General features: G+C 68.8%; 27 protein-coding genes. 21 read left to right on the forward strand and 6 right to left on the reverse strand.

All coding sequences use genetic code 11. From position 1 onward, the window contains the following. Nucleotides 1-15: 15 nt before the first annotated feature. The 4 genes from ABFO07_RS18245 to ABFO07_RS18260 all read right to left on the reverse strand — a co-directional run bounded on the left by ABFO07_RS18245 (nucleotide 16) and on the right by ABFO07_RS18260 (nucleotide 5,571). A complete protein-coding gene (locus ABFO07_RS18245; protein ID WP_322234321.1) occupies nucleotides 16-1,263 on the reverse strand; it encodes a M28 family metallopeptidase in 1,248 nt (415 codons plus the stop codon). A gap of 78 nt (nucleotides 1,264-1,341) precedes the next feature. Next, the gene (locus tag ABFO07_RS18250) at nucleotides 1,342-3,057 is read right to left on the reverse strand and encodes a peptidase (RefSeq protein WP_322234318.1); all 1,716 of its coding nucleotides are present in this window, start codon (nucleotides 3,055-3,057) and stop codon (nucleotides 1,342-1,344) included. A 519-nt stretch (nucleotides 3,058-3,576) separates the two neighbouring features. Continuing rightward, nucleotides 3,577-4,521 (reverse strand): GlxA family transcriptional regulator, encoded by a 945-nt coding sequence (locus tag ABFO07_RS18255; protein ID WP_059801703.1) that lies wholly within the window; start codon nucleotides 4,519-4,521, stop codon nucleotides 3,577-3,579. An 87-nt stretch (nucleotides 4,522-4,608) separates the two neighbouring features. Next, complete coding sequence (locus ABFO07_RS18260; RefSeq protein ID WP_059907535.1) at nucleotides 4,609-5,571, reverse strand: helix-turn-helix domain-containing protein; 963 nt, start codon at nucleotides 5,569-5,571, stop codon at nucleotides 4,609-4,611. Nucleotides 5,572-5,791: 220 nt separating this feature from the next. Between ABFO07_RS18260 and ABFO07_RS18265 the strand changes: the two genes are divergently transcribed. The 12 genes from ABFO07_RS18265 to ABFO07_RS18320 all read left to right on the forward strand — a co-directional run bounded on the left by ABFO07_RS18265 (nucleotide 5,792) and on the right by ABFO07_RS18320 (nucleotide 15,670). Beyond that, nucleotides 5,792-6,949, forward strand: coding sequence for an amine dehydrogenase large subunit (locus tag ABFO07_RS18265; protein ID WP_347469376.1), 1,158 nt, complete (start codon nucleotides 5,792-5,794; stop codon nucleotides 6,947-6,949). Between the two features lie 7 nt (nucleotides 6,950-6,956). After that, nucleotides 6,957-7,511: a MauE/DoxX family redox-associated membrane protein gene (locus ABFO07_RS18270; RefSeq protein WP_347469377.1), complete on the forward strand. Its 555-nt coding sequence runs from the start codon at nucleotides 6,957-6,959 to the stop codon at nucleotides 7,509-7,511. Then, nucleotides 7,508-8,134 carry a methylamine dehydrogenase accessory protein MauD gene (mauD, locus tag ABFO07_RS18275; RefSeq protein WP_347469661.1) on the forward strand — a complete coding sequence of 209 codons (627 nt, stop codon included), beginning with the start codon at nucleotides 7,508-7,510 and terminating at the stop codon, nucleotides 8,132-8,134. The genes ABFO07_RS18270 and mauD overlap by 4 nt, the downstream gene beginning before the upstream one ends. Before the next feature lie 36 nt (nucleotides 8,135-8,170). Next, a complete protein-coding gene (locus ABFO07_RS18280) occupies nucleotides 8,171-8,701 on the forward strand; it encodes a methylamine dehydrogenase light chain (protein ID WP_059986036.1) in 531 nt (176 codons plus the stop codon). Further along, nucleotides 8,698-9,198: a c-type cytochrome gene (locus tag ABFO07_RS18285; RefSeq protein ID WP_347469378.1), complete on the forward strand. Its 501-nt coding sequence runs from the start codon at nucleotides 8,698-8,700 to the stop codon at nucleotides 9,196-9,198. Before ABFO07_RS18280 ends, ABFO07_RS18285 begins: the two co-directional genes overlap by 4 nt. Before the next feature lie 80 nt (nucleotides 9,199-9,278). Continuing rightward, entirely contained in the window at nucleotides 9,279-9,719 is a 441-nt protein-coding gene (locus ABFO07_RS18290) for a c-type cytochrome (RefSeq protein ID WP_376697936.1), read from the forward strand. Between the two features lie 297 nt (nucleotides 9,720-10,016). Then, entirely contained in the window at nucleotides 10,017-10,970 is a 954-nt protein-coding gene (locus ABFO07_RS18295) for a choline ABC transporter substrate-binding protein (protein ID WP_124490888.1), read from the forward strand. A 70-nt stretch (nucleotides 10,971-11,040) separates the two neighbouring features. Further along, nucleotides 11,041-11,970: a 3-keto-5-aminohexanoate cleavage protein gene (locus ABFO07_RS18300; protein ID WP_059562334.1), complete on the forward strand. Its 930-nt coding sequence runs from the start codon at nucleotides 11,041-11,043 to the stop codon at nucleotides 11,968-11,970. An 87-nt stretch (nucleotides 11,971-12,057) separates the two neighbouring features. Further along, nucleotides 12,058-13,023 (forward strand): L-carnitine dehydrogenase, encoded by a 966-nt coding sequence (locus ABFO07_RS18305; protein WP_059884675.1) that lies wholly within the window; start codon nucleotides 12,058-12,060, stop codon nucleotides 13,021-13,023. A 3-nt stretch (nucleotides 13,024-13,026) separates the two neighbouring features. Continuing rightward, nucleotides 13,027-13,515 carry a thioesterase family protein gene (locus ABFO07_RS18310; RefSeq protein ID WP_059562341.1) on the forward strand — a complete coding sequence of 163 codons (489 nt, stop codon included), beginning with the start codon at nucleotides 13,027-13,029 and terminating at the stop codon, nucleotides 13,513-13,515. Between the two features lie 15 nt (nucleotides 13,516-13,530). Then, nucleotides 13,531-14,466 carry an alpha/beta hydrolase gene (locus ABFO07_RS18315; protein WP_347469379.1) on the forward strand — a complete coding sequence of 312 codons (936 nt, stop codon included), beginning with the start codon at nucleotides 13,531-13,533 and terminating at the stop codon, nucleotides 14,464-14,466. Nucleotides 14,467-14,479: 13 nt separating this feature from the next. Beyond that, entirely contained in the window at nucleotides 14,480-15,670 is a 1,191-nt protein-coding gene (locus ABFO07_RS18320) for a TauD/TfdA family dioxygenase (RefSeq protein ID WP_347469380.1), read from the forward strand. A 159-nt stretch (nucleotides 15,671-15,829) separates the two neighbouring features. On the opposite strand, the gene ABFO07_RS18325 is transcribed toward ABFO07_RS18320, so the two are convergent. Together ABFO07_RS18325 and ABFO07_RS18330 are read right to left on the reverse strand one after the other, a co-directional pair. After that, complete coding sequence (locus ABFO07_RS18325) at nucleotides 15,830-16,135, reverse strand: DUF4148 domain-containing protein (protein ID WP_059562350.1); 306 nt, start codon at nucleotides 16,133-16,135, stop codon at nucleotides 15,830-15,832. Between the two features lie 326 nt (nucleotides 16,136-16,461). Next, complete coding sequence (locus ABFO07_RS18330) at nucleotides 16,462-16,752, reverse strand: DUF3331 domain-containing protein (protein ID WP_059562354.1); 291 nt, start codon at nucleotides 16,750-16,752, stop codon at nucleotides 16,462-16,464. 538 nt (nucleotides 16,753-17,290) lie between these two features. Here ABFO07_RS18330 and ABFO07_RS18335 point away from each other — a divergent pair. The 9 genes from ABFO07_RS18335 (at nucleotide 17,291) to ABFO07_RS18375 (ending at nucleotide 26,538) form a co-directional block, all read left to right on the forward strand. After that, nucleotides 17,291-18,061 (forward strand): SDR family oxidoreductase, encoded by a 771-nt coding sequence (locus ABFO07_RS18335; protein ID WP_059884783.1) that lies wholly within the window; start codon nucleotides 17,291-17,293, stop codon nucleotides 18,059-18,061. Nucleotides 18,062-18,101: 40 nt separating this feature from the next. Further along, nucleotides 18,102-18,944 carry a fumarylacetoacetate hydrolase family protein gene (locus tag ABFO07_RS18340; protein WP_124490885.1) on the forward strand — a complete coding sequence of 281 codons (843 nt, stop codon included), beginning with the start codon at nucleotides 18,102-18,104 and terminating at the stop codon, nucleotides 18,942-18,944. A gap of 23 nt (nucleotides 18,945-18,967) precedes the next feature. Next, the gene (locus ABFO07_RS18345) at nucleotides 18,968-20,245 is read left to right on the forward strand and encodes an L-fuconate dehydratase (RefSeq protein ID WP_060013988.1); all 1,278 of its coding nucleotides are present in this window, start codon (nucleotides 18,968-18,970) and stop codon (nucleotides 20,243-20,245) included. Nucleotides 20,246-20,288: 43 nt separating this feature from the next. Then, on the forward strand, nucleotides 20,289-21,065 hold the full coding sequence (locus tag ABFO07_RS18350; protein ID WP_060013989.1) for an SDR family oxidoreductase: 777 nt from the start codon (nucleotides 20,289-20,291) through the stop codon (nucleotides 21,063-21,065). Between the two features lie 32 nt (nucleotides 21,066-21,097). After that, nucleotides 21,098-22,657, forward strand: coding sequence for a sugar ABC transporter ATP-binding protein (locus tag ABFO07_RS18355; protein ID WP_059986052.1), 1,560 nt, complete (start codon nucleotides 21,098-21,100; stop codon nucleotides 22,655-22,657). A gap of 29 nt (nucleotides 22,658-22,686) precedes the next feature. Beyond that, nucleotides 22,687-23,730, forward strand: coding sequence for an ABC transporter permease (locus ABFO07_RS18360; RefSeq protein ID WP_347469381.1), 1,044 nt, complete (start codon nucleotides 22,687-22,689; stop codon nucleotides 23,728-23,730). Between the two features lie 88 nt (nucleotides 23,731-23,818). Further along, nucleotides 23,819-24,748, forward strand: a complete 930-nt coding sequence (locus ABFO07_RS18365; RefSeq protein WP_059801679.1) for an ABC transporter substrate-binding protein — start codon at nucleotides 23,819-23,821, stop codon at nucleotides 24,746-24,748. Nucleotides 24,749-24,770: 22 nt separating this feature from the next. After that, the gene (locus ABFO07_RS18370; protein ID WP_059801677.1) at nucleotides 24,771-25,643 is read left to right on the forward strand and encodes an amidohydrolase family protein; all 873 of its coding nucleotides are present in this window, start codon (nucleotides 24,771-24,773) and stop codon (nucleotides 25,641-25,643) included. Nucleotides 25,644-25,776: 133 nt separating this feature from the next. After that, a complete protein-coding gene (locus ABFO07_RS18375; protein ID WP_059801675.1) occupies nucleotides 25,777-26,538 on the forward strand; it encodes a FadR/GntR family transcriptional regulator in 762 nt (253 codons plus the stop codon). The last annotated feature ends 4 nt before the right edge of the window (nucleotides 26,539-26,542 follow it).

Here is a 26,542-nt window from a genome sequence, read left to right on the forward strand (position 1 = left end):
CTCAGCGGCGCGCCGTCACGGCTTCGCCGTCGTGCCGCCGTTGCCGAGGTCGACCGCGTACGCAAGCGCCAGCTTGCCGAACTTCAGCGCGTGGTTGGCCTGGCGATCCGAGTTCGCCAGCGTGTCGTTCACGGTATGGATGTACGGACTGTCGTTCTGGTCCGCCTCGAACGGGAGCGACGCCGGATAGCCCTGCGCGTTCCACGACGCATGATCCGAGCACGCGTAGCCGCATTGCGACGTGCCGACCGTCAGTTCCGGCAGATAGGTTCTCGCCAGGTTCGAAAGGTAGGTGTTTTGCGCGGCGTTCGTGTAGTCGGTGATCAGGTAGATGTCCTTCGCGTCGCCCTTGTAGTTCGTCATGTCGAGCTGCAGCACGCCGACCACGTTCGCGTTCTGCGCGCGAAACTGTTTCGCGATCGCCTTCGAGCCGAGCAGGCCGGCTTCCTCGGCCGCGTAGCCGATGAACTTGATGGTCCGCTTCGGCTTGTAGTTGTTCGCGAGCAGCACGCGCAGCGCCTCGGTGAGACTCGCGATGCCGGACGCGTCGTCGTCCGCGCCGGGCGCGCGGGTATTCTCCGTCGTGCGGCCGACGGTCGAGTCGAGATGCCCGCCGAGCACGACCGTGCCCGCCGACGCATCGCTGCCCTTGATCGTCAGGATCACCGATTTCTGCGGCCAGCTCGCGTGCGCGAACTGTTCGACGGTGACGTCGGCGCGCCCGTTCGCCAGCTGCTTCCATTGCAGCGCGAGCCAGTCCGACGCGGCCACGCCGTGCGACGTCGTGTAGTAGCGGTTCGTGAAGCCGGACAGCGACGTGATCGTGCCGACGATGTTACTGGCCTGCAGTTGTTGGATCCACGTGCTGATCTGCGACACGTTCGCGACCTGGTACTCGGCGGCGGCCTGCTTGGCCAGCGCGGCCGGCAGCGGCTGCAGCGCCTGGCGCGCCTCGTCGTACGAGTCGTGCACGACGAAGCCCGGGCCGTGGCCGCGCGTGCGGTGGACGGCGGCCGCGAGCTCGCCCAGCGAGGCGTCGTCGATCTGCACGACATGGACGGTTTCGCGGCGCGCTACGCCGCTGTCGGTCTTGCCGGCCACGACCGTGGTGCTGTACGCGGCGGTCACGCCGGCGTCGACGCGCTGCAGTTGACGCAGCGCGCTGTCGCCGAGCGTGATCCAGACGGGTGCCGCGTGAGCGGCGGCGGCGACCAGCGTGCCGCATAGCGCGGCGCTCAGGTGTTTGAGTTTCAGACTAGGCATGTTCGATCTCATCAGGGTAGTGATGTCGAAAAAGAGGGCGGCTCGCAGGGTGTGCGATCGGCCCGGCCTGCTGCGGGATTACGACTTCTTCGGAACCGTGACGCCATACGTGCAGCTCTTGTTGTACGCATCGCCGATCGCGGTGATTTGCGCGGCGCTGTAGCCGAGCGTGGACGCGGCGGTGATCACGGCCTGCGCGGCCGCCTTCTGGTTGGTCGAGCCGTTGGTCATCGACAGCCCCTTCAGGAACGCCTTGTCCATTGCGGCGCCGCCGATCGCGTCGCGCGCGACCAGGTTGCACGAGGCCCAATACTGGCCGGCCGTGTGGATCTCGGCGCCGCGTGCCTGCGCATAGGTGCGGCCGACGTTCCAGTTGGTCACGCGCCCGCCCCAGAACTCGTTGTGGCCGTCCCAGTTGAAGACCCAGTTGTACTGCGCGTCCGACGGGCTCCACTGGTTGAAGTCGCGGCTGTAGGCCGCGGCGAGGTAGTCGCCGGTGCCTTCCGAGAGCCCTTCCTGCTGCGACAGCCCGCCGTTCGTCACCCAGTCGTGGATGCCGTGGCCGAGCTCGTGGATCACCACATCGGCGTCTTCCGCATCGTCGACGCCGCCCTGGCCGAACGTCAGCCTGCCGCTACCCGACGAATACGACGAGTTGTCGGCGCCGGATTCGCCGTGCGGGTCGTACTGCACGCCGCCCGCGTACTGGTACGGCGTCGCCTTGATGCCGAGCGTCTGGTTCACGTAGCGCAGGAACGTGTCGATGTGGTAGTACGCGTTGACCGCCTCGAAGTACAGGTTCTTCCGCGTGAACTCGAAGGTCGGCGTCGACTGCACCGGGCACGCGTTGTCGTTCGGCGCGTCGAAGTCGGTGCACACCGCGTACGGGCCCGACAGCCGGTAGCTCGACCCCGACAGCGCGAGATCCTTCAGCGTCACGCGCACGCGCGCGGCGCTCAGCTGCGTGGAATCCGCATCGCTGTTGTCCTTGTAGCCGGTGCTGCCGTAGCTGCTTTTCGTCGGCGACAGCGGATCCGGACGGAACACGTAGCCCGTGCCGTCGGTCGCGTAGAACGCCTTGTCCTCGGCGCGCAGCACTTCGCCGCTGTCCGCGTCGATCAGCAGCTCCCAGTCGCCCTTCGGGCCGCCCTGCGGCCGGCCGCGCACCTTCCACGCGGTATGCGTGCCGGCGGCATCGACGAATGCGACGAGCTTCGCGTCGATATTCGTGAAGCCGCTCACGCCGAGATACGCGCGTGCGCGGTCGAGCGCCTGCTGCTGGTCGACGGCCTGCGTCTTGCGGGCCTTCACGACGGCGCCGCCGATCGTGTTGCTGGCGACGTACAGGATGCGGCCGCCCTTCGCGACCGTCACCGCGATCTCGCTGCCGTACACCGGCAGGCCGCCCGCCCGCTGCTCGAAGCGCACGACGGTGAAGTCGGGATCCTTGCGCTCCGACGCGACCACCAGGCTCGCGAGCGCGGCCGCGTCGAGCCCGAGCTGCGTGGCCTGCGACGTGACGAAGCCGCGCGCGGTGTCGGCCGGCGTCGCGGCGGCCTGCTTGGTGTGGTAGGCCGGGTTGTACAGCGTGACCGCGACGCCGTCCGAACGATACTGGCCGGTGGCCGAATCCGACTTCGCGGCCGGCGGCGCGACGCCGCGCGTCAGGCTTTCGCGCAGGCTCGACGCCTGCGGGTCGCCGTTCTTGTGATCGGCCGCCGCCGCGCCGCATGCGATGCCGAAACCCAGTGCGATGCTCAATGCCAACGGCAATGCCTTGCGTGATGTCTGCATACGAGATCCTTTCTTCAACGGTTGGGGAAGCCCGCGCCCTCGCGGAACGCAGGTACGACATGGCCCGCGCGCCGGCTTGCGCAAGCCGGCGCGTCAGTGCGCATTGAGGTGCTGCGTGAGACTCAGGAACCCTAAACGTCAGGTCGAAATGAAACAGCCCGGCGATGGCGCGAAGGCGCGCCGCCGGGTGGCGGAAGACGGGGAGAAGCGGACGGCAGGCGGGTGCGGCGACGGCGTATCGAACATCGTCATGTCATACCCCTCGGATCAATGACCAATCGGCAGCAGGCGGGCTCGACGCATGTCGGCCCGGATTCTCGTCTACTTAGGCTGCCTATCTAATTTTGGGATATGTTACAGAACATTTTCGACGAAATTGCAATTTATTTTCGAAGGCTGCTTCGATTCGTCGAGTAATTGGCGGAATTGTTCAGCGAGCAGCGGCGGTTGTTGCCGGAATACGCAATATTCCGCGATTTTGTGCGCAAGCCTGATGGTTTGCGCGAGCGCATCAGCGCATCAGCGCAGCACGCGGCGATCGCTGCGCGGGCTCGTGCCGAAACGCGCACGATAGGTGCGCGAAAAATGCGACGGCGACTCGAAGCCGCACGCGACGCACACCGACGTGATGCTCATGTCGGTCTGCTGCAGCAGTTCGCGCGCGCGGTCGAGCCGCAGGTTCAGGTAGAAGCGCGTCGGCGTGTCGTTCAGCGTCGCGCTGAACAGGCGCTCGAGCTGGCGGCGCGTGATCGCGACTTCGCCGGCGAGCGCGTCGGGGCCGAGCGGGTTCTCCATGTGGCGCTGCATCGTGCCGATCACCTGGATCAGCTTGCGGTTGTGCACGCCGTAGCGCGCGGCGATTTCGAGCCGCTGGCTGTCGGAACGCTGGCGGATCCGGCTGACGACGAACTGCTCGGAGATCGCGGCCGCGAGATCCGCGCCGTGCCGCCGCCCGATCAGGTCGAGCATCATGTCGATCGACGCGGTGCCGCCCGCGCAGGTGATGCGCCGCTCGCCGATCTCGAACAGTTCCTGGGTGGCCTTCAGGTCCGGATAGCGCTCGCGGAACGCGGCGAGCGCCTCCCAATGCAGCGTGAGCGGGTGCGACGGGTCGAACAGCCCGGCTTCGGCGAGCACGAAGCTGCCGGTGTCGATGCCGCCGAGCGTCGCGCCGTGCCGGTTCTGGCGCCGCAGCCAGTCGGCGAGCGCGCGCGTATAGCAGACGAGCGGGTCGAAGCCCGCGACGACGAACACCGTGCCGACGCGCTCGACGTCCGCGTACGCGGCCTGCGCGGCGACCGGGATGCCGTTGCTCGCGGCCACCGGCGCGCCGTCCGCGCTGAGCACGTGCCAGCGGTACAGCTCGCTGCGAAAGCGGTTTGCCACGCGCAGCGGCTCCACCGCGGACATGAAGCCGAGTGCGGAGAAGCCGGGCATCAGCAGGAAATGGAAATCCTCGGGCATCGGAGTGGGGAGCGGGGTGGCCATGAACGTCGGGCGGCGCGAGGGCCGGGCAGCCCGCTGCGGATTATGACGGGTTTTGCCGCGGCCTCAGCGGGTTTTGGCGTGATGCGCCGCGCGGCGCGCGGTCGCCGACGGCAGCTCGCCGAACTGTGCCTTGTATGCGTTCGCGAAATGGCCGAGATGGATGAAGCCCCATTGCGCGGCCGCGTCGCTGATCGGCAGGTCGGCCTGCCGCCGGTCGAGCAGCAGCCGCCTGACCTGCGCCAGGCGCAGCGAGCGCATGTAGCTCAACGGGCCGGTCTGCACGACGGACTGGAAGCTGTTCTGCATCGTGCGCCGGCTGACGCGCAGTTGCGCGCACAGGCGCTGGATGTCGACGGGCTCCTCGGGATGATCGATCACGTAGTCGTGCACGCGGCGCACGATGTCGGCGCGGCATGCGTGCGTGAGCCGGTTCGCCGGCGCGGGCACCCGGTAGGCGAGCAGTTCGGCGAGCACGTCGCCCACCTCGCCGCGCAGCGCCTGCTGCGTGTGCGGGGCGTCGAAGGCGGCGGGCGACGCGAGCACGCGTTCGAGCAGCGTCGCGATCTGCAGGCCGGCCCGCACGCAGGCGGCATTCGGCATGCCGACGACGCCGTGCCGGAACAGGCGGTCGTCGAGCTTGACGCTGGCCGCGTCGGAGATGTGCAGTGCGAGCTCGGCATCGACGACGACGCAGATCAGCGACATGTCGCCGGGGCAATGCAGTTCGAACGGCGTGCCGCCGCGCGTCATCACGATCGCGCCGTGCTCGATGCGCGCGCCGCCGAACGCGAAGGCGCCCGCGCCGGTGAGCGGGATGCCGAACACGGTTTGCCCGGGCGGCAGGTGCCCGCGCTGGTGCACGCGAACGTTCGCGGCTTCCTGGAACAGCTGGACGCCATCCAGCGCGACCTGCTTGACCACGCTGCGATACGCGCCCGAGCCGATCTGGTCGTAGCGCTGCTCCCAGCCCCGCAGCGCGTTGGCGTGCTGGTCCGCGTCGTCGAATGACTGGTGATGCACGAACACAGAGCCTCCGGCGCCTCGATCAGACCGCGCAAGCGTAAACCGGCCGCACGGTCGGCGCAAGGTGGGCGAGGGTTAATCCGGGCGGCTCGGCGCGGTGTCCCTTTCAGCAGGATTGCCAATATCCCGAATCGGCACGAACGCGTTGCCGGTCTCGGTGCTGGCCGAATTTTTTGTCGATCTACAGTCGCCGCACACAACGTGAATCCCTACTGGAGGCGACATGAAGACAAGGCGACGCACCGCTGTGATCGCGGCGGCGCTGTCATGCGCGGCGGCCTGGAGCGGCGCCGCGCACGCAATCGAGAAGCCGGAAGAGCTGGTCGTGAAGAAGATGCCGCCGTGGCATCCGCACGAGGTGTTCATCGTCGACATGTCGATGCCGTCGATGACCGACGGGCGCATCCACGTGTACGACGCCGACGCGAAGAAGCTGCTCGGCCAGATCGACGGCGGGTTCGGCCCGGGCCTGGCGATCTCGCCCGATCACCGGACGAGCTACGTGGCGACGACCTATTTCTCGCGCGGCTCGCACGGCACGCGCACCGATGTGGTCGAGCTCACCGACAACACGACGCTTGCTCACACGGGCGAGATCGCGATTCCGCCGAAGCATGCGCAGCACGTGCCGTCGCCGTACAACACGGCGTTCAGCGCGGACGGCAGGCGGCTGTATGTCGCGAACATCACGCCGGCCGCGTCGATGACGGTGATCGACGTGGCGACGCGCAAGGTGCTGCCGGAGATCGACATGGCCGCGTGCGTGCTCGCGTATCCGTCGGCGAACGACCGCTTCACGTCGCTGTGCGAAAGCGGCAAGGCGCTCACCGTCATGCTCGATGCGAAGGGCCGCGAAGCGAAGCGCACGATGTCGGACGCGTTCATCGACGTGGATCGCGATCCGGCCTTCGTCAACGCGTCGCCGTACCAGGGCGGCTATCTGTTCACGACGTTCGGCGGGAGCGTGCGCAGCGCCGATTTCCGCGGTGACAAGGCCGTGTTCGGCGGGCCGTGGTCGCTGCTGACGGACGCCGAGCGCGCCGAGGGCTGGCGCCCGGGCGGCATGCAGCAGACGGCCGTGAACGCGAAGCTGCACCGCTATTACGTGGCGATGCACAAGGGCGGGGAGGGCTCGCACAAGGAACCCGGTACGCAAGTTTGGGTGGTCGACCTGCAGACGAAGCAGCGCGTCGCGCGCTGGGATCTCGCGCAGCAGAAAATCGATCCGCTCCTGTCGATCCAGGTCAGCGCGGACGACAAGCCGCTGTTCTACGGGCTGACGCCGACGTCCGACCTGGTCGTGATGGATGCGCTGACGGGCAGGCTGCTGCACGTCGAGAAGCAGGTCGGCAGCACGTCGTCGCTGCTCGTCAACCCGTGAGGCCGTGATGACGATCGATCCTGTACTCGCCACGGGCGCGCAGGCCGGCATGGCCATCGTCGTGCTGCTCGGCGCGGCCGCCAAGATGCGGCGGCCTGCCGCGTTCCGCGACGCGCTCGGCGGCTACCGCCTGCTGCCCGACGCGCTGACCGCGCCCGCGGCGTTCGCGCTGCCGCTCGCCGAAGCGTTCGGCGCCGCGGCGCTGCTGTTTCCCGATACGCGCACGATCGGCGCGGGCGTGCTGGTCGCGCTGCTGCTCGCGTTCGCCGCCGCGCTCGCGATCAACATCCTGCGCGGCCATACCGACATCGATTGCGGCTGCTCGGGTTTTGCCGCGATGCGGCCGGACGCGCCGCGCGGCATCGGCGGGTTCCACGTCGCGCGCGCGCTGCTGCTCGCGGCGCTGGCCGCGACCGCGTTCGCCGAGCCGGCCGCCCGCGCGGTCGTGTGGTTCGACTACCTGACGCTGTTCTTCGCCGTGCTGCTGATCGTCTGCACGCTGCTCACCGCCGACGTGCTGCTGGCCAACGTGCCGCGCCTTTCCCACCTGAGGAATTCCTGATGCAAACCGCTCTCACCGTTTCTACCGCCTTGCTGTGGATCGCCGTGCTCGCGCTCGGCGCGATCTGTTTCGCGATGGTTCGCCAGGTCGGCATCCTGTACGAACGCATCATGCCGGCCGGCGCGCTGATGATCGACAAGGGCCCGGCGGTCGGGTCGATCGCGCCGGTGTTCGAGCTGGCCGACATACGCGGCACGCCGGTGAAGGTCGGCGGCATCGACGCGTCGGGCAAGGCCACGCTGCTGTTCTTCCTGTCGCCGACGTGCCCGGTCTGCAAGAAGCTGCTGCCGCTGCTGCCGTCGCTGCAGGCGAGCGAAGCGACGCCCGTGAACATCGTGCTCGCGAGCGACGGCGAGCTCGACGAGCACACCCGCTTCGCGCGCAAGCACGACCTCGGCCGCTTCCCGTACCTGCTGTCGCAGGAGCTCGGCCTCGCGTACCAGATCGGCAAGCTGCCGTATGCGGTGCTGCTCGACGAAACCGGCGCGGTGCGCGCAAAGGGCCTCGTCAACACGCGCGAGCACCTCGAAAGCCTGTTCGAGGCGAAGGAGCGCGGCGTCGAGTCGCTCCAGGCGTTCGTGCACGGCAGCGCTCGCCACGATGGCCACGCGCAGCACGTGTGACGCGCGCCTCTTTCAATCTCAGTGGAGAACAACGACATGGGTGTGTTTGATTCATGGTTCGAGCGCTCGGCGCGCAGCGTCGCGCAACGCAGCTCGCGGCGCAGCGCGATGGCGACGCTCGGCAAGGTCTTGCTCGGCACGTCGCTGCTGCCGCTGTTGCCCGTCGACCGCACCGCGTATGCGGCCGATGCCGCATCGGGGGCATCGGCCGCGGCCGGGGCCGGCGACGATCCGATGAGCTGCGACTACTGGAAATACTGCGCGATCGACGGCTGGCTGTGCAGCTGCTGCGGCGGCACGTCGAGCAGCTGCCCGCCCGGCACGACGCCGTCGCCGATCACGTGGATCGGCACCTGCCGCAATCCGCACGACGGCACGGACTACATCGTGTCGTACAACGATTGCTGCGGCAAGACGTCGTGCGGCAAGTGCTTCTGCAATCGCAACGAACGCGAGAAGCCGCTGTACAAGCTGTCGCTCAACAACGACATCAACTGGTGCATGGCGAACGGCAACGCGAATTACCACTGTTCGGTTTCGGTTCTTCTTGGAGCGGCGAAGCAATGAAAGGGAAGCACGCTGGAAAGGTTCTGGCCGCCTGCGTGGCGGCGGCCGCATCGTTGACGATGCCGGGTATCGGCCACGCACAGCAGGGCGCGCGTTACGCCGCCGGCAAGGGCCTGTTCGACGCGCAATGCGCGGTGTGCCATCAGGCGGGCGGCCGCGGCCAGGACGGGCTCGCGCCGCCGCTCACCGAGTATCCGGGCAAGTACGCGACGCTCGCGCAGGGGCGCGCGCAGCTCGTGGCGACGCTGCTGAGCGGCATGTTCGGCGAGATCAAGGTGCGCGACAAGACCTACAACTTCAAGATGCCGTCGTTCGCGGGCACGAGCGACGAGGATCTCGCGCAAGTGCTGAACTACGTCGTGTTCGACCTGAACGCGAAGCATGGCGCGGCAAAGCCGTTTACGGCCGACGAGATCCGCGCGGCGCGCCCGCAGGCGACGGACGGCGCGGCCGTGCATGCGCAGCGCGCGGTCGTCACGAAGGGGCTCGGGCTGTGAATGCCGATCGCGTGTGTCATGCGCGCGATTGCGCGCATCGGCCGCGCGCCGCAGCAGCGCGCCGACGGGCCGCCGCGCTGGTGCTGACATGGGCCGCGATCTGCGCCGTGCCGTCGCCGGCGCGAGCGGAAGGCAGCGCCGATGCGGCGCTCGCGCGGCAGCACTGGGTGCTCAACTGCATGGGCTGCCACACGGCGACGGGTGGCGGCATTGCGGGCAAGGTGCCGCCGTTGTCGAACTCGCTCGGCTACTTCACGCATCTGCCGGAAGGCCGCGACTACGTGATGCGGGTGCCCGGCGCGTCGAACTCGGCGTTGTCGGACCAGGCGCTTGCCGACGTGCTCAACTGGATTCTCACGACGATGAACCGCGATGCGCTGCCGCGCGATTTCCGGCCATATACGGCCGCCGAAGTCGCCGCGCGCCGCCGCCCGGCGCTCTCCGACGTCGCGACGGTGCGCGCCGGCCTGGTGCGCGCGCTGCAGGCACGCGGGATCCACGGCGTCGCGGATCGCTACTGACCCTCGTTGGGGGCACCTTGTCCATCGGGCGCGTCGACTGCGCCCCATCGATCCCCCTTCAGATGTGCCCCGGCGACGCACCGGGACAAGCGTCCATCCTCCTGAATCCATCTGAAAAGCCCGCCTGACAAGGCCTCTACGCGACCTAGTGGTTTTTCCGCATAGTCGCATCCAGTCAAGAAAATGTCGCCGGCGGTCGCCTTTGCGCGAATATGGCTCGTTACTTTTGAGTCCACGATGCAGGCCGGGACGCATCCCGCACACCCGCTGCTCACTGAGTCGAACCGGGAGGAAACCATGAAGTCGAGAACGATCGCCGCGCTGGGCGCGGCCATGCTGGCGGCGGGTGCGTGGTCGACGGCGGCGCTCGCCGATGCGGATCCGGCAAGCTGCCGCATCGTGCGTTTCGCGGACATCGGCTGGACCGACATCACGTCGACCACCGCGATGGCGTCGACGGTGTTCGAGGCGCTCGGCTACAAGCCGACCACGACGATCGCGTCGGTGCCGATCTCGTTCGCGGGGCTCAAGAGCAAGCAGCTCGACGTGTCGCTCGGCTACTGGTGGCCCGTGCAGCAGAAGCAGCTGCAGCCGTTCCTCGACAGCAAGTCGATCAACGTCGTCGAGCCGCCGAACCTGTCCGGCGCGAAGGCGACCCTCGCGGTGCCGAGCTACGCATACCAGGCGGGCCTGAAGACCTTCGAGGACATCGCGAAGCACCGCGCGGAGCTCGACGGCAAGATCTACGGGATCGAGCCGGGCAGCAGCGCGAACGCGACGATCCAGAAGATGATCGACACGAACCAGTACGGGCTCGGCGGCTTCAAGCTCGTCGAGTCGAGCGAGGCCGGGATGCTCGTCACCGTGGAACGCGCGATCCGCGACAAGAAGTGGGTCGTGTTTCTCGGGTGGGAGCCGCATCCGATGAACATCCAGATCAGCATGAACTACCTGTCCGGCGGCGACGCGGCGTTCGGGCCGAACTACGGCGAGGCGCGCGTCTACACGCTGACCGCGCCCGACTTCATCGCGCGCTGCCCGAACGCCGGCAAGCTCGTGACGAACCTGCGCTTCTCGACGCAGCTCGAGAACCAGCTGATGCAGTCGGTGATGAACAAGACCAAGCCGGCCGAAGCAGCGAAGGCGTACCTGAAGAAGAACCCGCAAGTGCTCGATCCGTGGCTCGCGGGCGTGAAGACGTACGACGGCAAGGACGGCCTGCCGGCGGTGAAGGCCTATCTCGGCCTGTGACGGCCCCGCGCGCCGTCATGGCGCGCGCCGACGATCCAAGAAGCAACCCGAAACCAACGAGGCAACCAGCATGAACCACGAAGTCATCGTGACCTGCGCCGTGACCGGCGCGGGCGATACGGTCGGCAAGCACCCGGCGATTCCGGTGACGCCGAAGGAGATCGCGGCCGCCGCGATCGAGGCGGCGAAGGCGGGCGCGACGGTCGCGCACTGCCACGTGCGCGATCCGCAGACGGGGCGCGGCAGCCGCGACCCGAACCTGTATCGCGAGGTGGTCGACCGGATCCGCTCGGCCGACGTCGACGTGATCATCAACCTGACGGCCGGCATGGGCGGCGATCTCGAGATCGGCCCCGGCGAGGACCCGATGCGCTTCGGCAAGGGCACCGATCTGGTCGGCGGGCTCACGCGGCTCGCGCACGTCGAGGAACTGCTGCCGGAGATCTGCACGCTCGACTGCGGCACGCTGAATTTCGGCGACGGCGACTACATCTACGTGTCGACGCCCGCGCAGCTGCGCGCCGGCGCGAAGCGCATCCAGGCGCTCGGCGTGAAGCCCGAGCTGGAGATCTTCGACACCGGGCACCTGTGGTTCGCGAAGCAATTGCTGAAGGAAGGCCTGCTCGACGATCCGCCGCTGTTCCAGCTGTGCCTCGGCATTCCGTGGGGCGCGCCGGCCGACACCGGCACGATGAAGGCGATGGTCGACAACCTGCCGCCGGGCGCGCACTGGGCCGGCTTCGGCATCGGCCGGATGCAGATGCCGATGGTCGCGCAGGCGATGCTGCTCGGCGGCCACGTGCGGGTCGGCCTCGAGGACAACCTGTGGCTCGACCGCGGCGTGCCCGCGTCGAACGGCACGCTGGTCGAGCGCGCGCGCGAAATCGTCGAGCGCCTCGGCGGCCGCGTGCTGACGCCCGCCGAAGGGCGCCGCAAGCTCGGCCTGCCGGCGCGCGGCGAGCGGCTGCTCGAACGCCGCGCGGTGGCCGAGTTCGCGTGAAGCGCTGAAGCGGCATCGCAGTGCATCGAGGCGGCCGTGCGCGCACGGTTGCCACCCGATTTCCCCGATTTGAAGGATGCGTTTGTCATGGCAGTGATTACCGACATCAAGACGTTCGCCGCGATCGGCACCGGCGTGATCGGCAGCGGCTGGGTTGCCCGCGCGCTGGCCCACGGTCTCGACGTGGTCGTTTGGGATCCCGCGCTCGGCGCGGAACAGCAACTGCGCGCGAACGTCGCGAACGCGTGGCCCGCGCTGGAGCGCGTCGGCCTTGCGCCGGGCGCCGACCCCGCGCGGCTGCGCTTCGTCGCGACGATCGACGAATGCGTCGCCGACGCCGATTTCATCCAGGAAAGCGCGCCCGAGCGCGAAGCGCTGAAGCTCGAGCTGCACGAGCAGATCAGCCGCGCGGCAAAGCCGGACGCGATCATCGCATCGTCGACGTCGGGCCTCTTGCCGACGGATTTCTACGCACGCGCGGTGCACCCCGAGCGCTGCGTGGTAGGCCATCCGTTCAATCCGGTGTACCTGCTGCCGCTCGTCGAGGTGCTCGGCGGCGCGCAAACCGCGCCCGAAGCGGTGGAAGCGGCGATGCGGATCTATCGCGGGCTCGGCATGCGGCCGCTGCACGTGCGCAAGGAAGTGCCGGGCTTCATCGCGGACCGGCTGCTCGAGGCGCTGTGGCGCGAGGCGCTGCACCTCGTCGACGAGGGCGTCGCGACGACCGGCGAGATCGACGATGCGATCCGCTTCGGCGCGGGCATCCGCTGGTCGTTCATGGGCACCTTCCTGACCTACACGCTCGCGGGCGGCGATGCGGGCATGCGACACTTCATGCGGCAGTTCGGCCCCGCGCTCGAACTGCCGTGGACGAAGCTCGTCGCGCCGAAGCTGACCGATGCACTGATCGATCGCGTCGTCGACGGCACGGCCGAGCAACGGGGCGCGCGCAGCATCAAGGAACTCGAACGCTACCGCGACGAGTGCATCATCGAGGTGCAGCGCGCGATCGCCGCGGTGAAGGCGCGGCATGGCATGCAATTCGAGGATTGAGCGATGACAGGCGATACGCCGCTGACGATATACCGCGACGTCGTGCGGCCCGAATGGGTCGACTACAACGGGCATTTGCGCGATGCGTTCTACCTGCTGATCTTCAGCTTCGCGACCGATGCGCTGCTGGATCGCATCGGCCTCGACGACGCGGCGCGCCGCGAGCGGGGGCGCTCGGTCTATACGCTCGAGGCGCACGTCAACTATCTGCACGAGATCAAGGAGGGCACGCGCGTGCGCGTCGATGCGCGCGTGCTCGCGCACGACGCGAAGCGCCTGCACCTGTATCTCGAACTGTTCGCCGACGGGCACGACGGCGCGGTATCGGCGAGCGAGCAGATGCTGCTGCACGTCGATACGCGCGACGGGCCGAAATCGGCGCCGTTCGATGCGGACGTCGCCGAACGGGTTGCCGCGCTGCATGCGCTGCAGCGCGACGCGGCGCCGCCCGCCTACGCGGGGCGCGTGATCGGTTTGCCGTCACGCCGGTAGCGCGGCGCGCGAACGATGCTCGAACCGGAAATCGCGGCGTTCGTCGCGGCGGTCGGCGCGTGGTATCCGGCCGACGCGGCGGTGCGCGCGCCGGCGGAACAGCGCCGCATCTACGACCGTTTCGCGGCTGCATGGACGCCCGCAGGATTGCCGCCGGGCATCGTGCAGCAGGATGCCGCGCTGCGCGCGCCGGACGGCCGCGTGATCGCGCTGCGCCGTTACCGGCCCGCGCATGCCGCGCCATGCGGCACGGTGCTGTTCTTCCATGGCGGCGGCTTCGTCGTCGGTTCGCTCGACAGCCATGCGCTGATTACCGCGCGTCTCGCGGCCGATACGGGGCTCGAGGTGATCGCGGTCGATTACCGGCTGGCGCCCGAGCATCCGGCGCCCGCCGCGCTCGACGACTGCATGGCCGCGACGCGCGCCGCGCTCGCGGCGCGGCTGCCGTTCGGGCCGTGCGCACGGCCGCTGACGCTGGCGGGCGACAGCGCGGGCGGGATGCTCGCGGCGGCCGTCGCAACCGCGCTGCGCGATGCGGGCGAGGGCGGCATCGACGGCATCGCGCTCGTCTATCCGATGCTCGGCTTCGAGCCGCAGGCGCCGGCGCGCGATACCGAAGCGCACGCGCCGATGCTGACGCTCGACGATGTCTATCGCTATCGCGCGCTGTACTGGGGCGACCGGCCGCCGCGGGCGCCCGCGCCGCTCGATGCAGCACGCTTCGACGGCTTGCCGCCGGTGCTCGCGATCGGCGCGGAGCACGATCCGCTGCGCGACGATGCGCGGGCCTACGTCGCGCGGATTCGCGCGGCCGGCGGCGCGGCGCATCACTGGATGGGTGAGGGGCTGGTGCACGGCTGCTGGCGCGCGCTCGACACGAGCCCGCAGGCGGCGCGGATGCACCGGATCGTCAGTGAGTTCCTGCGCGCGCCGGGCGCGCAGCGTTCGTGAACGGGAGGCAACGATGCAGGCTGCAGCAGGGCAATTGCGTATCGAGGACTGGCGGACGTTTTCCACCGACGTGACGATCGCGGCCGCGACGGCCGGCGACGGCGTGCTGGACGTGACGTGGAGCGACGGCCGCCGTTCGCCGTTTCACTTCGACTGGCTGCGCGACACCTGTCCGTGCGCGCGCTGCGTGCATGCGCAGACGCGCGAGCAGGTGTTCGAGATCGTCGACGCGCCCGCCGCGCTCGCGGTGCGCAGTGTGCAGGTGGATCGCGACGGCGCGCTCCAGGTCGAATGGCGCGACGGCCACCGCAGCGCGTGGTCGCCCGGCTGGCTGCGCGCGCACGCGTACGACGACATGTCGCGCGCGGAGCGCCACGCCGCGCATGGCCATTACGTGTGGCGCGGCGACGATCCCGAGGCGCTCGCGGTGTTCGCATGGCGCGACGTGATGCACGACGACGCGGCGCTGCTCGCGTGGCTCGCCGCGCTGCGCCGCACCGGGTTGACGCTGGTCGAAGGGGTGCCGCCGGAGCGCGGGCGAGTGGACGGCGTCGCGCGCCGGGTCGGGCTGATCCGCGAGAGCAATTTCGGCGTGCTGTTCGACGTCGAGTCGAAGCCGCGCCCGGACAGCAATGCGTACACGTCCATCAACCTGCCGCCGCACACCGACTTGCCGACCCGCGAACTGCAGCCCGGCGTGCAGTTCCTGCACTGCCTCGCGAACGACGCGACGGGCGGCGACAGCATCTTCATCGACGGCTTTGCGCTCGCCGATGCGTTGCGCGCCGAATCCCCGGACGATTTCGCGCAGCTCGCGACGACGCCGTTCGAGTTCTGGAACAAGAGCGCGGCCAGCGACTATCGCTGCGCCGCGCCGGTGATCGGGCTGAATGCGCGCGGCGACGTGATCGAGGTGCGCCACGCGAATTTCCTGCGCGGGCCGCTCGACGCGCCGGCCGCGTCGATGCCGGCGATCTATCGTGCGTACCGGCGCTTTCTCGCGCTCGCGCGCGAACCGCGGTTTCGCGTGCAGCGGCGGCTGCGCGCCGGCGACATGTGGGCGTTCGACAACCGGCGCGTGCTGCACGCGCGCACCGAGTTCGATCCGTCCACCGGGCGTCGGCACTTGCAGGGCTGTTACGTCGATCGCGACGAGCTGTTGTCGCGCTGGCGGGTGCTGTCGCGCACGGCTGCGCCCGCATGACCGGTTCGCATCGGCGAAAAAGCGCCCGGACGCGCAGCGCCCGGGCGAAGCCGTCCCTTGCGGGGCGGCGGAGGTATGCCGTTCACAAAAAAGGACGAGCCCGTCCGACGGGCTCGTCCTGACTGCTGTCGCGCGAGGCGCTGGGCCTCGGCGATGCGCTTACTGACCGAAGAAGATCGAGTCGCGCGGGTTCGACGTGGTCGCGGCGGCAGCCGGGCTGCCTGCGCGGACGACCGGCGCGGCTTGCGCGCCGTAGCCGCTGCTGTCGGCACCATGCACGCGCGCTTCGGCAGCCTGGATGTCTTGCGGATAGTACGGGCTCGACTCGCTCGGCTTGTAGCCGGCCTTCTCGAGCTGGACCAGCTCGTCGCGCACTTGCGCGCGGCTCACGGTGCTTTGCGCGAACGCGCCGAACGAAGCGGACAGGGCGGTAGCGGCAACGACTGCATAAACGAGCGATTTCATGGTGACCTCCGATGTTTTATTGGGCTTCGCTCTCGACGCCTTGTCTTAAGCGATTGGCTAAATCTTAGTCACGGAGATGTACAGGGTAAACGCCGATTTCCGCTAAAGATCATTTACCCGGTTGCAAAAATAAGCGCCCTCAACAGTCTTTCAACGGGCTTTCATTGCGCATGTTGTAAATAAGTGCGACAAATCTTCACCAGACATCGGGCGTCGCCGCCGCGGTGCCGCGCGGCCCGGCCCGGGGGGCGCGGCTCCGGCTCGAGGAAACGCACGCCCGTCGCGGCTTCCGACGTTTCCCACGGCAGCGCCGCCGTGGCGACGGCTTACTTGCCGCCGGCCAGCGCGAGCACTTCGGCGGCGGAGATCATCGCGGCGGCGTTCGCGGGGGCCGGGCGCTCGGCGGGGCGGAACACCTCGTCGCCGCGCTGGATCACCTGGCGCGACAGCGCGCAGGTGCCCGTGCGCTGCGCGAAGCGGCGGCGCCAGCGCTGTTCGCCGTAGTGACAGCGGCCCGGTTCGACCCAGCGGACGACGAGCAGCGTATCGGAACGTTCGAGGATTTCGACGTGGACGTCGGCAGGATCGAGCACAGGCAAGGATTTGGAGGACTTCATTGGCCGTTCCTAAAGCGCGTGCGATATCGGCCTGGGCAGTGGTTGCAACTGCGCGAAGTCGATTCCGTAGCGGTTTCCGGTGGTGGAGCGCTAAATGTAAGCGTCTGTGACGGGAAAAAACATCCTGCTTCGCTCAAATTACCTTTTGCCGATTTAGAAACAATCCAGGCTTATTTTCTTGGCAATCCAGCGGCAAAAGCGCCCCGGACGGGCGTCCGGGGCGGGAAGCCGGGTGCGCCGCCGCGCCTGCTCGCTCAGGCACGGTGCAGCGCCGCGCGGGACGGAGTGCCCGCGACCTGCATCGGCGGGCGGAGTCGCGTGGCGCCGTGTTGGGGGCGCGACCCGGCATGCACATGATCGCGCGGCCGACCGGTTGGCACGCTGACGCGAAGATGGCGGTTCTGTCAGGTTGACGGCCGGGAAAACACTGAATCTCATTTCCGTGACAAATCCCGGGGCGCTGCCTATGATTGATTGGACCTTTAGTCCTTTGTGCCAATTAGCCGGTGTCAAGCCGGCCTCCACAGGAGCGGTGCTGATGAGATTGCAGGGCAAGCGTGCGCTGGTCACGGCGGCGGGGCAGGGCATCGGCCGCGCGACCGCGCTGCGGTTCGTGCGCGAAGGCGCACAGGTGCTGGCGACAGATATCGACGACGCGGCGCTCGCGCGGCTCGCGGCCGAGACGGAGACCGTCGCGCCGGGCGGCACGCTGGCGACGCGCCGGCTCGACGTGACGAGCGCGCACGACATCGCGGCGCTGGCGGCGGCCGAGCCCGCGTTCGACGTGCTGTTCAACTGCGCGGGCTACGTGCACCACGGCACGATCCTCGACTGCGACGACGACGCGTGGACGTTCTCGTGGCAATTGAACGTGACGTCGATGGTCCGGCTGATCCGCGCGCTGCTGCCCGCGATGATCGCGGCCGGCGGCGGGTCGATCGTCAACATGGCGTCGGCCGCGTCGAGCGTGAAGGGCGTGCCGAACCGCTGCGCGTACGGCGCGACCAAGGCGGCGGTGATCGGGCTGACGAAGGCGGTGGCCGCCGATTTCGTCGAGCAGCGCATCCGCTGCAACGCGATCTGCCCGGGCACGATCGAGTCGCCGTCGCTGGCGGCGCGCATCGCGGAGCAGGCGCGCGTGCGGCAGGTGCCGGCCGACACCGTGCGCCAGGCGTTCGTCGCGCGCCAGCCGATGGGCCGCATCGGCAGCGCCGACGAGGTGGCCGCGCTCGCGCTGTACCTGGCCTCCGACGAAGCGTCGTTCACGACCGGCGCGATCCACCTGATCGACGGCGGCTGGTCGAACTGACCGGGTGTCCCCCTTCTCCTCTCCAACACGCCCCGCTCCCATGAAACTGCTGAGATACGGCGAGAAACACCACGAAAAACCCGGCCTGCTCGATGCGCAGGGCCACATCCGCGACCTGTCCGGCGTGATCGACGACATCGCCGGCGATGCGCTCGCGCCCGCGTCGCTCGCGCGCGTCGCCGGCATCGACCCGGCGACGCTGCCGCGCGTCGACGGCGCGCCGCGCCTTGGCGCGTGTGTCGGCGGGGTCGGCAAGTTCATCTGCATCGGGCTCAACTACTCCGACCACGCAGCCGAATCCGGCATGGAAGTGCCGAAGGAGCCGGTCGTGTTCGGCAAATGGACGAGCGCAATCGCCGGGCCGAACGACGACGTCGAGATTCCGCGCGGCGCGGAGAAGACCGACTGGGAAGTCGAGCTCGGCGTCGTGATCGGCCGGGGCGGCCGCTACATCGACGAGGCCGACGCGCTGTCGCATGTCGCGGGCTACTGCGTGGTGAACGACGTGTCGGAGCGCGCGTACCAGCTCGAGCGCGGCGGCACGTGGGACAAGGGCAAGGGCTGCGACACGTTCGGCCCGCTCGGGCCGTGGCTCGTGACGGCCGACGAGGTGCCCGATCCGCACGCGCTGCGGCTGTGGCTCGACGTCGACGGCCGCCGCTATCAGGACGGCACGACCGCGACGATGATCTTCCGCGTGCCGTTCCTCGTCAGCTACCTGAGCCGCTTCATGAGCCTGCAGCCGGGCGACGTGATCTCGACCGGCACGCCGCCGGGCGTCGGCCTCGGGCAGAAGCCGCCCGTCTACCTGCGCGCCGGGCAGGTGATGTCGCTCGGCATCACGGGGCTCGGCGAGCAGCGCCAGCGCACCGTGCAGGGCTGATTTCCTTTATCGGACGGTTCGTCATGCCTATCATTCGATCGATGCGCGTCGTCGACGTGCGCTTTCCGACCTCGCGCCAGCTCGACGGCTCCGACGCGATGAACCCGGACCCCGACTACTCGGCCGCCTACGTGGTGCTCGACACCGATCGCGACGGCCTCGCGGGCCACGGGCTCACGTTCACGATCGGGCGCGGCAACGAGATCTGCTGCGCGGCGATCGACGCGATGCGGCATCTCGTCGTCGGGCTGGACCTCGACTGGATCCGCGCGGACATGGGGCGCTTCTGGCGGCACATGACGTCGGACAGCCAACTGCGCTGGATCGGGCCCGACAAGGGCGCGATCCATCTCGCGACCGGCGCGGTGGTCAACGCGGTGTGGGATCTGTGGGCGAAGGCGGAAGGCCAGCCGCTGTGGCGGCTCGTCGCGGGGCTGTCGCCGGAGGAGCTGGTGCGGGCGATCGACTTCCGCTACCTGCGCGACTGCCTGACCGAGGACGACGCGCTCGCGATCCTGCGGCGCCAGGCGCCGGGCAAGGCCGAGCGCATCGCGACGCTCGAGCGGGACGGCTACCCGTGCTACACGACGTCGGCGGGCTGGCTCGGCTACAGCGACGACAAGTTGCGCCGCCTGTGCCAGCAAGCGGTCGATGCGGGGTTCGACCATGTGAAGCTGAAGGTCGGCGCGAACCTCGAGGACGACATCCGCCGCGTGACGATCGCGCGCGAGGTGATCGGCCCCGACCGCAAGCTGATGATCGACGCGAACCAGGTGTGGGAAGTGGACGAGGCGATCGACTGGGTGCGCGAGCTCGCGTTCGCGCGGCCGTGGTTCATCGAGGAGCCGACGAGCCCCGACGACATCGAGGGCCATCGCAAGATCCGCGACGCGATCGCGCCCGTGCAGGTCGCGACCGGCGAGATGTGCCAGAACCGCGTGATGTTCAAGCAGTTCATCGCGCGCGGCGCGATCGACGTCGTGCAGATCGACGCGTGCCGGCTCGGCGGCGTCAACGAGATTCTCGGCGTGATGCTGCTGGCCGCGAAATACGGGCTGCCGGTGTGCCCGCATGCGGGCGGCGTCGGGCTGTGCGAATACGTGCAGCACCTGTCGATGATCGACTACGTGTGCATATCCGGCACGAAGGAAGGGCGCGTGACCGAGTACGTCGATCATCTGCACGAGCATTTCGTCACGCCGTGCGTGGTGCGCGGCGCGGCCTATCTGCCGCCGGACGCGCCCGGCTTCTCGATCGAGATGAAGCGCGAATCGCTGGAGCGGTATCGCTTCCGCGGCTGACGCGGCGCAAGCGAAACGACAAAGACAACGACGGAGACGCAACGTGGACCTGGAACTGCAACAGAAGGTCGTGATCGTGACCGGCGGGGCGTCGGGCATCGGCGCCGCGATCTCGATGCGGCTCGCCGGCGAAGGCGCGATTCCCGTGATCGTCGCGCGCGATGCGCCGGACGATGCGTTTTGGCAAGCGCTGTTGCAGCGGCAGTCGCACGCCGCGTTTTTTCCGGTCGAACTGCGCGACGACGCGCAGTGCCGCGACGCGGTCGCGCAGACAGTCGCGCGCTTCGGCCGGCTCGACGGCCTCGTGAACAACGCGGGCGTCAACGACGGCGTCGGCCTCGATGCGGGGCGCGACGCGTTCGTCGCGTCGCTGGAGCGCAACCTGATCCACTACTACGTGATGGCGCACTACTGCGTGCCGCACCTGAAGGCGGCGCGCGGCGCGATCGTCAACGTGTCGTCGAAGACAGCCGTGACCGGGCAGGGCAACACGAGCGGCTATGGCGCGGCGAAGGGCGCGCAGCTCGCGCTGACCCGCGAATGGGCGGTCGCGCTGCGCGACGACGGCGTACGCGTGAACGCGGTGGTTCCGGCCGAAGTGATGACGCCGCTGTACCGTGACTGGATCGCCGGCTTCGACGATCCCGACGCGAAGCTGGCCGGGATCGCCGGCAAGATTCCGCTCGGCAGGCGCTTCACGACCGCCGAGGAGATCGCCGATACCGCCGTGTTCCTGCTGTCCGTGCGCGCGTCGCACACGACCGGGCAATGGCTGTTCGTCGACGGCGGCTATACGCATCTCGACCGCGCGCTCGGCTGACGCGCGCGATGCCCGACACCGGACCTCACCCCATGCAACCCGACCCGAACCCGCTGCGCGTGACGCACGACACACCCGCGCACGCGCCGCTGATCGCGCTGCGCGGCGTCAGCAAGCGCTTCCCCGGCGTGCAGGCGCTCGACGATTGCCGCTTCGACCTGCTTGCGGGCGAGGTGCATGCGCTGATGGGCGAGAACGGCGCGGGCAAGTCGACGCTGATGAAGATCCTTGCCGGCGTGTACCGGAAGGATGGCGGCGAGATCCTGCTGGACGGCCGCGCGGTGGAGGTCGCCGACCCGCGCGCGGCGCAGGCGCTTGGCATCGGCATCATTCATCAGGAACTGAACCTGATGAATCACCTGAGCGTCGCGCAGAACATCTTCATCGGCCGCGAGCCGCGCGGCCGGCTCGGCGTATTCATCGACGAAGCGCGCCTGAACCGCGACGCGGCCGCGATCTTCGCGCGGATGCGGCTCGACCTCGACCCGCGCACGCCGGTCGGGCGGCTGACGGTCGCGCGCCAGCAGATGGTGGAGATCGCGAAGGCGCTGTCGTTCGACTCGCGCGTGCTGATCATGGACGAGCCGACCGCCGCGCTGAACGACGCCGAGATCGCCGAACTGTTTCGCATCATCGGCGACCTGCGCGCGCACGGCGTCGGCATCGTCTATATCTCGCACAAGATGGACGAGCTGCGGCGCATCGCCGACCGCGTGACGGTGATGCGCGACGGCAAGACCGTCGCGACCGTGCCGATGGCCGGCACGTCGATGGAATCGATCATCACGATGATGGTCGGCCGCGCGCTCGACACGCAGCGCCGCACGCCGCCCGACACGTCGGCCAACGACGTCGTGCTCGACGTGCGCGGCCTGTCGCGCGGCCGCGCGATCCGCGATGTCGGCTTCACGCTGCGGCGCGGCGAGATCCTCGGTTTCGCCGGGCTGATGGGCGCGGGCCGCACCGAGGTCGCGCGCGCGATCTTCGGCGCCGATCCGCTCGACGCGGGCGAGATCCGCGTGCATGGCGCGACGGTGACGATCCGCACGCCGGCCGACGCGGTCGCGCACGGCATCGGCTATCTGTCCGAGGACCGCAAGCATTTCGGGCTGGCGCTCGGCATGGACGTGCAGAACAACATCGCGCTGTCGAGCCTGCGCCGCTTCGCGCGCCGCGGCGGGCTGCTCGACGCGCGCGCGATGCGCGACACCGCGCAGGCGTACGTGCGCCGGCTCGCGATCCGCACGCCGTCGGTCGCGCAGCCCGCGCGGCTGCTGTCGGGCGGCAACCAGCAGAAGATCGTGATCGCGAAGTGGCTGCTGCGCGACTGCGACATCCTGTTCTTCGACGAGCCGACCCGCGGCATCGACGTCGGCGCGAAGAGCGAGATCTACACGCTGCTCGACGCGCTCGCGGCCGCCGGCAAGGCGATCGTTATGATCTCGTCCGAGCTGCCCGAAGTGCTGCGCATGAGCCACCGCATCCTCGTGATGTGCGAAGGCCGCGTCACCGGCGAACTGAGCGCGGCCGAGGCCACCCAGGAAACGATCATGCAGCTCGCCACCCGGCGCGAATCGTCCGTTGCGCGCTGATGCCCCGACTCCGACGCCCATCGACCACCATGCCCCACGACACGCATCCCGCCTCGTCCACGCAGCTGGCTGCCGGCGACACGCCGGCCGGCGCATCCGGCCTGCGCGCGCGCTTCTTCAAGCCGGCCGCGCGGCAGAAGCTGCTGGCGTTCGCGAGCCTGCTGCTGCTGCTCGCGTTCTTCAGCGTCGCGTCGCCGAACTTTGTCGACGTCGACAACCTCGTCAGCATCCTGCAGGCGACCGCCGTCAACGGCGTGCTCGCGGTTGCGTGCACGTACGTGATCATCACGTCGGGCATCGACTTGTCGGTCGGCACGCTGATGACGTTCTGCGCGGTGATGGCGGGCGTCGTGCTGACGAAGTGGGGCCTGCCGCTGCCGGCCGGCATCGCGGCCGCGCTCGGCTTCGGCGCGCTGTCCGGCTGCGTGTCGGGCGTCGTGATCGCGAAGATGAAGGTGCCGCCGTTCATCGCGACGCTCGGCATGATGATGCTGCTCAAAGGGCTGTCGCTGGTGATCTCGGGCACGCGCCCGATCTACTTCAACGACACGCCGGGCTTCACCGCGATCGCGCAGGATTCGCTGGTCGGCAGCCTGATCCCGGCGCTGCCGATTCCGAATGCGGTGCTGATCCTGTTCCTCGTCGCGATCGGCGCGTCGGTCGTGCTGAACCGGACGATCTTCGGCCGCTACACGTTTGCGCTCGGCAGCAACGAGGAAGCGCTGCGGCTGTCGGGCGTGAACGTCGATGCGTGGAAGATCGGCGTCTATACGTTCAGCGGCACCGTGTGCGGGATCGCGGGCCTGCTGATCGCGTCGCGCCTGAACTCCGCGCAGCCCGCGCTCGGGCAGGGCTACGAGCTCGACGCGATCGCGGCGGTGGTGATCGGCGGCACGTCGCTGTCGGGCGGCGCCGGCAGCATTCTCGGCACCATCATCGGCGCGTTCATCATGAGCGTGCTGACCAACGGCCTGCGCATCATGTCGGTCGCGCAGGAATGGCAGACGGTCGTGACCGGCGTGATCATCATCCTCGCCGTGTATTTGGACATCCTGCGCCGGCGCCGCCGCTGAAGCGGCGTGCAGAAGGGTTTTTTCCGGTCCGCCGCCGGTGGGGCGGGCGCCTCGGTCGATCTCGGTCGATACAACAAGGAGACACGAAGTGATCAGGAACAGGTTGCTCGGCATCGCATTCGGCTTGTCGCTCGCATTCGGCGCGCACGCGCAGGAGGCCTATATCCCACTGGTGTCGAAGGGCTTCCAGCACCAGTTCTGGCAGGCCGTGAAATCGGGCGCGCTGCAGGCGGCGAAGGACTATCGCGTGAAGGTCACGTTCGAAGGCCCGGAAACCGAGGCGATGATCGACAAGCAGATCGACATGCTGTCGGCGGCGATCGCGAAGAAGCCGGCCGCGCTCGGCTTCGCGGCGCTCGACAGCAAGGCCGCGCTGCCGCTCCTGAAGAAGGCGCAGGCGGAGAAGATCCCGGTGGTCGCGTTCGACTCCGGCGTCGACAGCGATATCCCGGTGACGACCGCGGCCACCAACAACAAGGCCGCCGCGTCGCTCGCCGCGGACAAGCTGGCCGAGCTGATCGGCAAGGAAGGCGAGGTGGCGGTGGTCGCGCACGACCAGACGAGCCGCACCGGCATCGACCGCCGCGACGGCTTTCTCGAGCGGATGAAAACCGCGTATCCGAAGATCAAGGTCGTGACCGTGCAATACGGCGAAGGCGACCAGCTCAAGTCGACCGAGGTCACGAAGTCGATTTTGCAGGGCTACCCGAAGCTGAAGGGGCTCTTCGGCACCAACGAAGGCTCGGCGATCGGCGTCGTCAACGGCGTGCGGGAAATGAAGCGCAAGGTCGTGATCGTCGGCTACGACTCCGGCAAGCAGCAGAAGGACGCGATCCGCAGCGGGCTGATGGCCGGCGCGATCACGCAGAACCCGGTCGGCATCGGCTACCGCACGGTCGAGGCGGCCGTGAAGGCGACCAAGGGCGAGACGCTGCCGAAGATCATCGATACCGGTTTCTACTGGTACGACAAGACCAACATCGACGATCCGAAGGTGGCGGCGGCGCTTTACGATTGAGCGCCGCGAACGCGAGGAACCCATGAACGCCATGCGCATCGATTCCCACCAGCACTTCTGGCGCTATCGCGCGGACGACTACCCGTGGATCGGCGCGGGCATGGACGTGCTCGCGCGCGATCGCCTGCCGCACGAACTGCGGCCGCTGCTGCAGGCGCACGCGCTGGATGCATCGATCGCGGTGCAGGCGCGCGCCGGGCGTGACGAGACGGCGTTCCTGCTCGACCTGGCGCGCGACGACGCGCGCATCGCCGCCGTGGTCGGCTGGGAGGATCTGCGTTCGCCGCAGCTCGCGCAGCGCATCGCCGAATGGGGCAGCCCGAAACTGCGCGGCTTTCGGCATCAGGTTCAGGATGAAGGCGACGTCGCATCGTTCGTCGCGCACCCGGATTTCAATCGCGGCGTCGCCTGGCTGCAGGCGCATGGCTACGTGTACGACGTGCTCGTGTTCCAGCGGCAATTGCCGGACGTGCGTGCATTCTGCGCGCGCCATGACGCGCACTGGCTCGTGCTCGACCATCTCGGCAAGCCCGCGCTCGCCGAGTTCGATCGCGACGACACCGTGTACGCGCGCTGGCGCGACGCATTGCAGGCGCTCGGCGCGTTGCCGCACGTCGCGTGCAAGCTGTCCGGGCTCGTCACGGAAGCGGACTGGCGGCGCGGGCTGTGCGCGCGGGATCTCGCGCAGATCGAGCGGGCGCTGGATACGGCGCTGGCATGCTTCGGGCCGCAGCGGCTGATGTTCGGCTCGGACTGGCCGGTGTGTTTGCTGGCCGCGTCGTATCGCGAGGTTGCGGGGCTGGTCGAGCGCTGGGCCGCGACGCGCCTGTCGGCGGCCGAGCGCGAGGCCGTGTGGGGCGGCACCGCGGCGCGCTGTTATGGCGTGGCGGCGTGATGTCGACGAATCGATGCCGCATCGTTGCCAAGTCGCTGCAATGACGCCGCCGGATAAAATAGCGCGAACGGTATGTGGCATGCGCAGGCCGTTCCGACCGAAACCGACTACCTGACACGCAGTGCATCGACGTATGTCCATCCAGCCGATCCAGAACCGCCGCCTTTACCAGCAGATCGCCGACCGCTTGAGCGCGATGATCGCGTCCGGCGATTTTCCGCCGGGCAGCTACCTGCCGCCCGAGCGCGAACTCGCCGAACAGTTCGGCGTGTCGCGCACGTCGGTGCGCGAGGCGCTGATCGCGCTGGAGGTGAGCGGGCTCGTCAGCGTGCGCGTCGGCGACGGCGTGAAGGTCCGGCATCCCGAGGCGGCTGCGCCCGCGCTCGAACGGCAGGCGAAGCCGGGTGGGGCGCTCGCGGTGGTCGAAATCGATCCCGAGCTCGGCATCGAACTCGACCTCGACACCGAGATTCCGCCGTTCGCGCTGCTGCAGGCACGCCGGCTGATCGAGCCGGAAGCGGCGGCGCTTGCCGCGACGCATGGCTCGGATGCGCAGATCGAAGGCATCCACGCCGCGTTCCTGCGCAACCAGGAAGACAACCGCAGCGGCTCGCGCACGCATCCCGGCGACCGCCTGTTCCACATCCGCATTGCCGAGGCGAGCGACAACCCGGCCTATGCGCTGATGATCAAGCAATTGCTCGCGCACAAGTACGACCCGATGTTCCAGCGGCTGCAATCGCTGTACACGCCGAGCGACATGCCGCACCGGTCGGAACTCGAGCATCGCGCGATTCTCGACGCGATCCGCGCGCGCGACCCGGAGGCCGCGCGGCGCGCGATGGCCGAGCATCTGGATTCGGTGATCAGGATCTTCGGCCGGGCGTGTGATTGAGCCG

It is taken from the genome of Burkholderia stagnalis (assembly GCF_039848545.1).
In the GTDB taxonomy this organism is placed as follows: domain Bacteria; phylum Pseudomonadota; class Gammaproteobacteria; order Burkholderiales; family Burkholderiaceae; genus Burkholderia; species Burkholderia stagnalis.